The 12,395-nt window shown below is 46.3% G+C and carries 8 protein-coding genes; 6 read left to right on the top strand and 2 right to left on the bottom strand.

The features are described 5' to 3' along the window. The first annotated feature begins 158 nt into the window (after positions 1 to 158). Complete coding sequence (locus NOM90_RS03565) at positions 159 to 986, top strand: AAA family ATPase (protein ID WP_255940044.1); 828 nt, start codon at positions 159 to 161, stop codon at positions 984 to 986. A gap of 67 nt (positions 987 to 1,053) precedes the next feature. Here NOM90_RS03565 and NOM90_RS03560 read toward each other — a convergent pair whose 3' ends face one another. Continuing rightward, complete coding sequence (locus NOM90_RS03560; protein ID WP_255940043.1) at positions 1,054 to 3,165, bottom strand: hypothetical protein; 2,112 nt, start codon at positions 3,163 to 3,165, stop codon at positions 1,054 to 1,056. A gap of 285 nt (positions 3,166 to 3,450) precedes the next feature. Here NOM90_RS03560 and NOM90_RS03555 point away from each other — a divergent pair, with 285 nt between their 5' ends. The 3 genes from NOM90_RS03555 (at position 3,451) to NOM90_RS03545 (ending at position 9,259) form a co-directional block, all read left to right on the top strand. Then, positions 3,451 to 6,570 carry a PAS domain S-box protein gene (locus NOM90_RS03555; protein WP_255940041.1) on the top strand — a complete coding sequence of 1,040 codons (3,120 nt, stop codon included), beginning with the start codon at positions 3,451 to 3,453 and terminating at the stop codon, positions 6,568 to 6,570. A gap of 143 nt (positions 6,571 to 6,713) precedes the next feature. Beyond that, complete coding sequence (locus NOM90_RS03550) at positions 6,714 to 7,955, top strand: serpin family protein (RefSeq protein WP_255940040.1); 1,242 nt, start codon at positions 6,714 to 6,716, stop codon at positions 7,953 to 7,955. A 17-nt stretch (positions 7,956 to 7,972) separates the two neighbouring features. Further along, complete coding sequence (locus tag NOM90_RS03545; protein ID WP_255940038.1) at positions 7,973 to 9,259, top strand: serpin family protein; 1,287 nt, start codon at positions 7,973 to 7,975, stop codon at positions 9,257 to 9,259. 93 nt (positions 9,260 to 9,352) lie between these two features. Here NOM90_RS03545 and NOM90_RS03540 read toward each other — a convergent pair whose 3' ends face one another. After that, positions 9,353 to 10,432 carry a bifunctional 3-deoxy-7-phosphoheptulonate synthase/chorismate mutase gene (locus NOM90_RS03540; RefSeq protein ID WP_255940036.1) on the bottom strand — a complete coding sequence of 360 codons (1,080 nt, stop codon included), beginning with the start codon at positions 10,430 to 10,432 and terminating at the stop codon, positions 9,353 to 9,355. A gap of 270 nt (positions 10,433 to 10,702) precedes the next feature. On the opposite strand from NOM90_RS03540, the gene ald reads away from it, so the two are divergent. Both ald and NOM90_RS03530 read left to right on the top strand, forming a co-directional pair. Beyond that, positions 10,703 to 11,818 (top strand): alanine dehydrogenase, encoded by a 1,116-nt coding sequence (gene ald, locus NOM90_RS03535; RefSeq protein WP_255940035.1) that lies wholly within the window; start codon positions 10,703 to 10,705, stop codon positions 11,816 to 11,818. 17 nt (positions 11,819 to 11,835) lie between these two features. Next, positions 11,836 to 12,291: an OsmC family protein gene (locus NOM90_RS03530; RefSeq protein ID WP_255940034.1), complete on the top strand. Its 456-nt coding sequence runs from the start codon at positions 11,836 to 11,838 to the stop codon at positions 12,289 to 12,291. The last annotated feature ends 104 nt before the right edge of the window (positions 12,292 to 12,395 follow it).

Genomic DNA, 12,395 nt, shown 5'->3' with positions numbered 1-12,395 from the left:
CCCTATAAGATTTACAAGATTCAAATTGCAAAAGTGCGAAGTACAAGAACTGATTCTTGTACTTCGCACTTTTTTTGTTTTGCCAATTGCGTTTGACAATAGAAAATACTCATGATCTAATAGTAATAATTACGATTAATAGAAAGGCAGGAATCAGTATGGCAAAAGCTTCAACATCGATGCGTCTGCCACGATCCAAAGGCACAGACATGGCAACCACTTACGAAGCCAAAGACTGCAAACGCAAAGTGAAATATTTGGTATTACCTGAACGGAATCAGCGGATTGTTGAAGAGTTTATGACGATCTTAAGTCGAGCCGAAGAATTCAATCAACACGGAGTTCCGATTCCTAATAAAGTCGTGATGTACGGCCCACCCGGAACCGGCAAAACGCTCACTGCTTTTCATGTGGCGGCTTCACTGGATATCCCGCTGATCGTTGTTCGATTGGATGCGCTGATCCATAGTCATTTAGGCGAGACAGGAAGTAATATCCGCAAAATTTTCGATTACGCTTCGATCGTGCCTTGCGTATTATTTCTGGATGAATTCGATGCGGTAGCCCGAACACGCGAAAGCGGCGATGAAGTGAAAGAAATGGCAAGAGCCGTGAATACGCTTTTGCAATGTTTGGACGAATTTGGAGATCGCAGTATCTTTATGGCGGCAACGAATTTGGAAACGGAACTCGATCCGGCAATCTGGCGACGCTTCGATACGCGCATGACTTACGCTTTACCGGATGAACAAGATCGCCAGACCTATATTCGTTTGTTAATTAGCGATTTTGAATGTGAAAAAGGGGCTGAAGCCGAAGCTTGTCGGTTGCTTTGTGGTTGCAGCTTTGCCGATATGGAACAAATCGTTCTTAAAGCCAAGCGCAAAGCCATCATTGAACGGCAACCTTTAAGCACTTCGCATATTCGATTATCTTATGACGAATATGCGCCAGCGCCGCAAAATCGGTTGCCTGTTTTGCAATAAACAAAGCTTATGAAAAATCCCGTTTACAGACGAAATTTCATCTGTGAACGGGATTTTTAGGTTTGAGTTAAGCTTCGGTTCCGCGATTAGCCGCAAGGATAATTTCGCGATTTTCCCATAATAAATTACGCAAATTCGATTTGGAACCTTGAATAATAAAATACGGAATTTCTGCCGCTTTTGCGGCTTCGACACTTTCCCATGAAGCGCGGTGCGACGTCGAGGTAATCAGTAAGAATAGCGCTTGGGCACGGCGCAAATCGGAAGCGACCAAATCGGGACGCAGCCCATTTTCATGCACGTATTCAGCGCCGCTCTCGACCACGACATCTTCGAACCATTTGCGTTGCCCACCCATAACCACGATCGTGCAACCCGGCAAAAACGGTTCCGGTTTGCTTTTGCGACCTTCACGCTTCGTTTTCCCTGCGCCTGAAGTCGTAGGGCGAGGCAGAGAGGTGTCGCGTTTGGGCATAGAATCGGGAGCCGAGAAATCCCGATAGACGCGAGCTAGGCGAGCGAGCGTTTCTTCTTCGCCTACGTTGAAAATACACGGCGCTCCATCAACGGGACGCTGAATATCCAGATCTCGCGTATGAATCGGATAACGTCGATCTGAATCATTCATATCTACAGCATACCAATTTCCTTGCTCATCTTGCTCCGCATATCCTTTATATTGCCGCACTGGAGAGAACGTATCGTCTCCTTGGAATAACAACGATAATTCATATTGCGTTCCGCCATGCCCATCAGGATGGGGTACACACCATACTTCGGCTTCATGTTGAAGCTGATGCTTATACACCATAGATTCCGTAATATTAAAGCTTTCGCCGTCTTCGCAGACGATATAACCGCCATGGTCGCGACGATAGAACGTACCGGCTTGCCCTTCTTCTTGCCCAACTTCGTCTAATTCTGGCGACTCAGGATCAGAGACCGGAACCGGTTCGGTAGATGTAGCTTCAGACTTCGATTCGGCTACAGAAGGCGCTAATATCGTTTGCTGAAGAGGGAGTTCCTGATCCGAACTTTCGATTAAGCGACGGCCTGCTGTATACGCATCCAAAGCATCCAACAAATCCAGCGTACGGCGCATATGTGTGCGAAGTTCCGTATCACCCGGTTGATTGCTTTCAAGTATTGAAGAACCGGACTTTCGTAGATCTTCCCGTACAAAAAATTCGAATTCATGTGCTATGGATATATTTTCAATGGCATTTTTTCGTATACTTAATTGCTCTTGCGCAGCTTGAAGACGTTTCTCCAAAGTTTCAGCCAATTTCTTCGTTTGGTTATATTCGTCTTCCAACCGAATTCGTTCTTGCTTATACACCCGCTTGGCTTCGGCTACACGTCCGGCAAATCCTTGTCGTTCTTCGGTCAAAAAAGTGATTTGTTTGCGCTGAGCTTCTCGTTCTTGTTGTTCTTGCTTGATTTGAGCTTGAAGCTGCGTCGCCTCACGCTTGCTGTCATTCGCTTCTTTTTCGGCACGACGGGCACGTTCTTCTTCGCGTTTTGCACGTTCTTCAAGCTGCTCGATCCGCCGATTCAACTTGTCGATCCGACGTTGTTCGGCAGCTTCATTGCGAGCGGATGTTGGCGCAACAGAAGAAGACGAGGGTTTTAAATCGGTATCGGTAGAAGCCGCAGAAATACTGGATAGTTCAATCGTAGCAGCAGGTTCTTCAGCTAGACGTTGAAGTCGTAACTGCTCAGATTCATCATGAAGATCGGCAGCCGGAGACAAGTAAAGTGCCCAATAACAATGCCATTTTCCGTAGCGCTGAATCCATTCTGATTGATGTTCATCGAAGTTTTGTACCGTAAAAGGTTCAGAAAATTTTAGAATCGGCAAGACTTGTGCCAAAATGCCTTCGGCGAGTTTGCGTCTGATTTCTCGGTTACTACGAGCTTTGGTTGATAGATCCAGCATCGATTTGGAAAATAATGTATCCGGGAATAAGTTCGAATTTCGGCGTGCAAAAGGGAATTCCAAAAATTGAGCGAGTTTTCGTTTTGCGGAATCGTTAAGTTCACGTAAAAATGGAGATAGGAAAGAAAGCGGTAAGCTTGAAATTATTTCTTCGCTAAGTATGTATTCTTCCGATTGCTGCGTCGATGCAGATGGGGTTCGATTATTTTTAGTTAAAGCGGAAGGTTTGATCCGTTTCATAAGCTCCTCCTTCAAGACGATTCGAAAAGTAACTCCGATCATCAGGATTTTCTACTTGTATACACTATACCGGACTTTGTAACATCCTCATAGCGTTTGTAAGGAATTTCGACAACATTCGACGATAAGTTCTTAATTTTTTAATAGAAAAGGTGGCTCCATTCCAAAGTTGCTTCTATAATGGAAAGTTATTATGAATTTTTCTGCATACATGATCAATTTAGATATAAACAGGGTTGATTTGGGTAAATATCATGAATAGCTTTTTTTAAAAGGAGAATGAACGTGACCGCGCCTTATATTCCAAATGTATCGATATATGCTCGGATGTACAACAAAATATCTACTGGCGTGTTACTTCTTGACTCCGAAGCGAAATGTGTCAGTGCCAATCCTGCGGCAAGCCGAATTCTAGGTCTATCTATAGATCAACTATTAGACGACGGTTATTTGCAAGTTCTTCGAGCTGAAGCGGATAGCACATTAGATTTATTGGATTCGTTTACGGAGTGGAAACAAAACAAAAGACCGTTCGGACCGATCGAAATCCGCCTTGCACGCAGCTCGGAAGATGTGATTTGGGTTGAAGTAGAATGTGAGCTTTGTGATCCTAATGAATCACCTTTTATTATTGTCTATATCGAAGATATGACACATCGTGAATGTGCGGTAACGGATCAAGGTGATCGAACCCGCGAGATTTATCGATTAATTACACAAAATACGCCGGATATGATCTCGTTTAGTAAACCGGATGGCACTTTATTATATGTATCTCCTTCGGTAGAGCGAACATTGGGTTACACGGCAGAAGAAATGATCGGACGCAACCGGACTGGATTTTATCATTCCGGCGATGCAACCAAAATGAAGCTTGACGGTACTTTGTATGCCGAAAATCAAAACTTTGAACGGCGTGTCTTACATAAAAACGGAAGTGTACGCTGGGTCGATACTTCATTTCGGCTAATACGCGATTCCAAAGGCGAAGTCAGTCGCGTACTCGTTATCGCACGCGATATTACGGAACGTAAAATGAACGATATTGTATTGGCAAAAGCTCAAAAACTTGCGAATATCGGCTCATGGCATTGGGATTTAGTCCAGATGCGTCTTTATTTTTCGCGCGAAATGCGCGAGATTTTTGATTATACCGTGAATGCGGTCGAATCTGGCTCGCGATCCCTTTTGCAAATCGTACATCCCGATGATGCGGTTCGAGTCGAACAAGCGATTCGTGATCTGCTCAAACAAGGTCGAGATGGCGCCGTTACGTATCGGATCAAGCTTCCAGACGGAACAGAGAAAACGATTTACGATATTTGGGAAGTATCCAGAGATAGCACAACAGGTGAGCCGCTACAAGTGATAGGAATTGTCCAAGACGTCACGGCAAGAGTGCGGATTGAAGAAAAATTGCGTAGCAGTGAAAGCAAATACCGCTCGTTATTCATGAATCATAATTCCGGTATCATGTCGCTGGATATGAAAGGTCGTATTTTGACCGTTAATCCGGCGATGGAAGCTCTGAGCGGTTACGACCGTGAACAACTTCAACGTCTTCGCATCAGCATGCTTCAGCCGAAAAAGTATATTGATCTGTCGCGTAAACATTTCCAAGCGGCTCGGGTCGGAGAATCTCGCGTATTCGAAACTTCGTTCCATCGTCGCGACGGTCAGTTCCGGGATATTAATGTGGCTTACGTTCCGATCGGTTCGAAAAAAGACCAGTCCGGCGTGTATGCGATCATTACCGATATTACCGAACGCAAACAATATATTTCGCAGATCGAAGCGTTGAGTTATCAACATTCGCTACTGCTGAATACCGTCTCCGAAGGCATTATCGGATTCGATCCGAATGGACAGATCATGTTCACAAATCCTGCGGCGGCAGCAATGTTCGGGTACGAAGGCGGCGAAGCGATCGGATGGTCGTATACCGAAATGATGCAGCAATCGCAAACGCAAGAAGGATCGTATCAGTCTGTCGGTACAGAGCTGCTGGATGCGTTGAAATCAGGTGTCGCGCATACCCAGACCGAAGCCGTGTTTTGGCGAAAAGACGGTTCGAGCTTTTTGGCTTCGTATCAGATCACTCCGATTATGGATCGCGACCAACACCGGGGTGCTGTATTGGTATTCCGCGACGTGACCGGGGAAAAAGAAATTATCCGAGCCAAAGAAACCGCAGAGCGCGCCGATCAAGCCAAATCCGAATTTTTATCTACCGTTAGTCATGAGCTGCGAACGCCGATGAACGGAATTATCGGGATGACCGATTTGCTCAAAGAAACCGATCTTCAATCCGAGCAGCGGCAATATGCCGATATTATTTCCGAGAGCAGTCGTTCGTTGCTTAAGATTTTGAATGAAATTTTGGATATCAGTAAAATCGAAGCCGGTCGTATGGAGATTGAACCGGAGCCTGTAGAGCTGCAAGATTTGCTGGTCAGCGTGATCCAACTATTTTTGCCGCGTGCTACAGAGAAAGGCTTGGCGCTTAAATTCGCAGTCGATGAAGAGGTGCAGCGCGTGCCTTCTGTCTTAATCGCAGACGGAGAACGATTGCGTCAGATCTTAATTAATCTGGTCGGAAACGCTATTAAATTTACCGATCATGGCAGCGTCGAACTTCATATTGCGCCAAAAGCTTTTCGTGCGCCTAACGAGATCTGGATCGAATTTTCGGTCAAAGATACCGGAATCGGGATCGCGCGCGATAAGCAAAGTCTGTTATTCCAGCCGTTTTCTCAGTTGCATCCTACATTGAATCGCAAATACGGCGGTACAGGCTTAGGGCTGTCAATCAGTCGGAAATTGGTCGAGTTGATGGGCGGGATGATCTCGGTTGAAAGCGAAGAAGGCGAAGGTTCGACATTCCGCTTCTTGCTGCGTTTTGTTATCCCGGAATCGATTGATTCGACGTTTATCGGAATGATGGATACCGAGTTACAGACTCTTTCTACAAATGAAGAGATTGAAACGCCGGTTTCGAATACTTTAGTGACCCAAGATCGTCAAAAGCTGCAAGTCTTAATCGCCGAAGATCATCCGGTTAATCGAAAAGTGTTAGAAGCGATGTTGGTTCGTTTCGATTGTGATGTGCATATCGTCGAAGATGGAGAACGTGCGATGCGTCAAGCTTTATCCAGTCATTACGATCTGATTTTGATGGATGTCCGTATGCCGGGCGTAGATGGCGTTGAAGCAGCTTCCTATATCCGTACTCATGTCCCGCCAGACCGCATGCCTTTGATCGTTGGCGTAAGTTCGTTTGTACGCGAAGAAGATATTGCAAGATGTCTGAACGGCGGTATGGACGACTTTATTGCCAAGCCTGTCGAAGCTTCCGAAGTTGAGCGCATATTAGAACGAGTACGCATGCGTCTGTCTCAACTTTAAATATAACGAGCAAGCCGCATCTTGATCTGTTGATCAAGATACGGCTTTTTGCTCTGCATAAGCGTTTCTTTTTTCCAAATGTAGCAACATCTTGTTAGCTCTTTACGTCGATATAAAAAGAGTACCGGAAAGGAGACGTCCCGATGTCTATCTCTGATCAATCAGCCAATTTCTCTAATCTTGGCAATAGCCAAGCAGCTCGAGTTTCACCCAAATACCAGGTTGCCGATCTTGATCCGAAACTATCGGTTGCACTCAATAACTTTGCTGTCGAATCTTATACCCAATTGGATACAGAACTCTCAGATCGAGCGGCTGAATCAAATCGTATCTTTTCGCCTATAGGTCTTGCGTTCACGTTATCTATGCTAAGAAATGCAGCGCAAGGGAAGACCGCGGAGCAATTGGATGAGGTCTTACATACAGATGCAATGACGCCTGAGGCTTGGAATCAAGCACAGACTGTCGCGCAGGATTTACTGCGTCATTCCGACTCTTCGGTGAAGCTTGAGATTGCCCATTCATTATGGAGTGGCAGCAGTACCCAGTTGAATACGGATTATGTGCAAAATATGCAAAAGCATTACGACGCTCAGATTGAAGCGTTAGATTTGAGTGTCGAGAAATCCGTCAAAATCATCAATCAATGGGCATCCGATCATACGAACGAAAAAATCCCAAAAGTTTTGCAAGATCCGCCGGGGGCAGAAGTGGTTTTGCTGCTGATGAACGCGATGTATTTCAATGGACAATGGAGTACGCCTTTTGAAGCCGAGCTCACTCAAGATTCGGCATTTCGCACGAAAGACGGACAATCTATTCAAGTTCCGATGATGAAGCAAGCAGGGACTTACGAATATGGAGAAGAACAAGGGTTTCAAGTCGTTCGTCTGCCGTATGGAGAATCCGAAAAATTTGGAATGACACTGATCTTGCCTGATAAAGATACGTCGTTGAAACAGTTCAACCAGCAGCATCTTATAAACTTCGAGCAATGGAGTCAACCGTTAACCGAACGTAGAGGGAGCATTGAACTGCCGCGTTTTCAAATTGCCAATCGGTTTACGTTAAACGATATGTTAATAGCGCTCGGGATGCCGGATACGTTCAGCGGCGAAAAAGCAAAATTCGGTGGGTTGCTTGAAAGTAGTGCTCAATCCGGCAGAGTGTTTGTCAGCTTGGTGAAGCAAGATACGTTTATCGAAGTCAATGAACAAGGAACCGAAGCGGCAGCCGTAACGACGGTGTTTGTCGCAGGCGGAGCTCCGCCGAAAGATTCTCCGTTCGAAATGAAGTTTAATCGTCCGTTCTTTTTTGCGATTACGGATCGAACGACGGGGCTGATCGTGTTTATGGGCGAAGTCGGCAATCCATTAGAATCATAAAAAAGGAGGGGACAAGCATGGCTCAGTGGACTAAAAAGATTATAGGGATTACGCTGATTGCCGTTCTCGCGGGCTGCTCCAATGGATCATCCGTTTCACCATCATCTTCACCGCCTAAATACACCTCGGTCTACAAAGCTGAAGATGCTAACCCAAAGTTGTCGGTCGCGATGAATCAGTTTGCGCTTAATTTATATAGCAAGCTTGAAGAGCATCCGGGTGAAGATGATCGAGGACCCAACCGCATGATTTCGCCTGCTGGAATCGCAATCGCTTTATCTATGCTAAAAGACGGGACCGAAGGAAACACCGAGCGTCAAATGGATAAAATGCTTCGGCTAAACGGCATGGACCCTGAAGTCCTTGCGGAAAGCCAAATGATTTTGAGCGATCTGCTTCGTGGTTCCGATCCTGCTGTAGATATGCGTATCGCCAATTCGTTATGGAGCGCGGAAGGGACCGAAATGAATCCTGATTTTATAAGTAGAATGGAAAAAAGTTACGAAGCCCAAATTCAAGCGATCGATTTCACTTCGGGTCAAGCCGCGGGGAAAATCAACCAATGGGCGTCCGGCCATACCGCTGGAAAGATTCAGGAGGTCATCAGGAATCCGATAGATCCCAATTTAGTTCTGTTACTTATGAATGCAATGTATTTCAAAGGCGACTGGACCGAACCTTTTGAAAAAGATCAAACAAAAGATTTGCCGTTCACTACTCAAGACGGTCAAGAAGTGGTTGTGCCTACGATGCGTCAGAGCAGCGATTATGGTTATCTAGAACATGACGATTTTCAAGCGGTTCGTTTGCCTTACGGAGAATCGAAAAATTTCGGTATGACCTTGATTTTGCCGCATGAAAATAGTTCGTTGTCTACATTCAAAAAGCAACAATTGCCTAAATTCAATCGATGGAGCCAAGAGCTTTCCCAGCGCGAAGGAAGTATCGAACTTCCGAAGTTTCAATTAGCAGATGATTTGGTATTAAACGATGCGTTAGCTGCACTCGGAATGGTCGATGCGTTCAGTAGCGAAAAAGCAGAACTTGGCGGTTTGTTTGTGGAGGATATAAAGCCTGGAGCAGTATATATTGACTTCGTCAAACACAATACCTTTATCGAGGTGAACGAACAAGGAACCGAAGCGGCGGCGGTCACAGTGATTGGCGCCGTAGGCACTTCTGCTCCAGTCGAGCAAATACCTTTTGAAATGAAGCTCGATCGTCCATTCTTTTTCGTAATTACCGATCGAACAACGGATTCGATTGTATTTATGGGTGAAGTCGGCAATCCAGTGGAACATTGATCCTATTTTACAGCGAATAAGCACAAAAAAGCAGCTTTGCGCAATCGATCACGCAAAGCTGCTTTTTCTATACCGTCTTTTAACTATCTAATCTTAAGAACGAGGTCCGAACAGGCCGGAATTTTTAAGGCCATCCCAGAAAGCGCCGAACTGAGGAATATCGAATTGTTGACCAGCATCGGACAGTGCCGTTTGCGGATCAGGGTGAACTTCGACCATGATGCCGTCTGCGCCAGCAGCAAGAGCCGCTTTTGCACAAGGAAGCATGATGTCTTTGCGACCTGTAGAGTGCGTCACGTCAACCATAACCGGCAAGTGCGTTTCTTGTTTGAGCAGCGGTACAGCCGAAATATCAAGCGTGTTACGCGTTGCTGTCTCGTACGTACGGATACCGCGCTCGATCAGCATGATTTGTTCGTTGCCGCTTACCATGATGTATTCAGCTGCATGGATGAATTCATCCAATGTCGCGGACAGACCGCGTTTGAGCAAGACCGGAATTTTAGCTCCGCCTACTTCTTTGAGCAATTCGAAGTTGTGCATGTTGCGCGCACCGATCTGAATCACGTCGATATAATCGGCAGCGATCTCGATATGCGAAGGGTGTACGATCTCGCTGATAGTAGCCAGACCGAATTCGTCAGCTACTTCTTTGAGCAATTTCAGACCGTCAAGACCCAGACCTTGGAAATCATAAGGCGATGTTCTAGGTTTGAATGCACCGCCGCGCATTACTTTGATGCCGGATTCTTTCAGTGCTTTAGCTACGGTGCGAAGTTGATCGCGCGATTCGATCGAGCAAGGACCCGCTACCAGAATCGGGCTTGGGCCGCCAACTTCGACGCCGCCGAATTTAACGATCGTGTCTTCAGGACGTTTTTTACGGCTAACGAGCAATTGGCGTTTGTGATCTTCTTGCTGAATATTCAGCGAAGCTTTGAAGATTTCTTTGAACAGATGTTTGAGCGTGCTGTCCGAGAAAGGCCCTTTGTTCATGCCGGTTACGCGATCCAGAATTTCTTTTTCGCGTTCAGGTTCGAATTTAGGGACACCTTGGTTTTCTTTCACTTGTCCGATTTGGTGTACCAATTCGGCGCGTTGGCTAAGCAATTCCAGAAGTTGAGAGTCGATCCCATCGACGCTAGTGCGCAGTTGTTCCAATGTTTCATTCATATTCTGCATAGTCTCCTTTGAGCGATTACCTTGTTCGTGTGCTAAATTAAAGCCAAAGAGCGTCAATACTCTTCTCACTTTACCGCGTTGTTTCGGAACAGGGTTAAAAAGTGTATTTCTCACATTCTAATCTGGGTAGCGTATACATAGCAAGACGTGAAAGCTTTTTCGGTCAAAAAAGACGAGAAAAACATCGATTTCTTTTTCCGAGTCCCATGTTAAAATAGAATTGGGAACTTTAACCAATGCGATCTTCGGAGGGAAATAACTATGAAAATCGGCGTACCGAAAGAAATCAAAAACAATGAGAATCGAGTGGGTATGACGCCTGCAACCGCTAAAGCTTACTTAACTGAAGGGCACGAAGTTTGGATACAATCGGGTGCTGGTCTTGGTATTGGATTTTCGGACGATGATTATGTGGCTGTAGGTGCGACGATCGTGGGTAGTGCAGAAGAAGCTTGGGCGGCTGAAATGGTCGTAAAGATCAAAGAACCGCTGCAAGCCGAATATTCGTTTTTCCGTGAAGATTTAATTTTATATACGTATTTGCATCTCGCTCCAGAACCTGAATTGACCCGTGCTCTTGTCGAAAAAGGAGTGACGGCTATCGCTTACGAGACGATCCAGCTGCCTGATCGAAGCTTGCCGCTGCTGATGCCGATGAGTGAAGTGGCTGGGCGTATGTCGATTCAGATCGGGGCGCACTTTTTGGAAAAGCCGTTTGGCGGTAAAGGGGTATTGCTTGGCGGGGTGCCTGGCGTAGAACCGGGGCATGTTACGATTATTGGCGGCGGGATCGTCGGGACGAACGCGGCAAAAATGGCGATTGGGCTTGGCGCCGATGTGACCTTACTGGATATTAGCGCAGACCGATTGCGCCAACTCGACGATCAATTTGGTGGACGATTGAAAACGTTGATGTCAGATCCACATAACTTGGAAAAAGCTGTGGAGCGTGCGGATTTGCTGGTCGGTGCTGTACTCATTCCAGGTGCGCGTGCTCCCAAATTAGTCACAGAGCAGATGGTACAGCAGATGGAGGCAGGTTCGGTCATCGTCGATGTTGCCATCGATCAAGGCGGGTCGATTGAGACGATTGATCGAATCACGACGCATGACAATCCGGTGTATGAAAAGCATGGCGTGCTCCATTATGCGGTTGCGAATATGCCGGGAGCGGTCGCACGTACTTCGACATTTGCGCTAACGATGGTGACGACGCCGTATGGGTTGCAAATCGCGCGCAAAGGATTCCGGCAAGCGGCAAAAGATAATCCAGCAATCGCAAAAGGGATTAATACGTGTCGAGGTCAGGTGACGTATCTTGCGGTCGCGGAAGCACACGGTTTGGCGTATACTGAAATAGAAGAACTTTTAAATTGAAAAGGAGCGGCGATTGCATGGAACATGTATTTCGGCTCACGGCAGAATGGAGCGGAGGACGCAACAGCTCCGGCAGTATCGAAAGCGGCGAACTTCGTACCGCGATTTCGATTCCAGAACCGATGGGCGGCCCGGGAATCGGAACGAATCCAGATGAAATGTTGCTAGGCGCGGCATCGACTTGTTATATCATTACGCTCGCGGCGATGTTGGAACGTTCGTCAATCGAGGTGCAAAGTCTGACCCTAGAATCCGACGGCGTCGTCGATGTAACGAACAATATCTTTACGTACAAGACGATTACGCATCGTCCACTGCTCGTATTGACCGCAGGTCAATCGGAAGACGTACAAATTAAAGCCGAACGTATTTCGCACAAAGCCGAAAGTTCCTGCATGATTACGCGTGCACTCCAAGGCAATGTGATTGTATCGGCAGAACCGACGATTTTGATTGCGGAACAAGCCGACTAAGCGAAGTGGCAAAAAGCTAAAAGTCGACAAGGGAATACCCGATATAGGTAAAGAACGTTAGAGTAAAGCTACTTGATCAAGATAACCTTCACAAATACACAGCC

This window comes from Saccharibacillus sp. JS10 (genome assembly GCF_024436065.1).
Lineage (GTDB): Bacteria > Bacillota > Bacilli > Paenibacillales > Paenibacillaceae > Saccharibacillus.
This window is presented reverse-complemented; position numbering and strand designations above follow the sequence as displayed.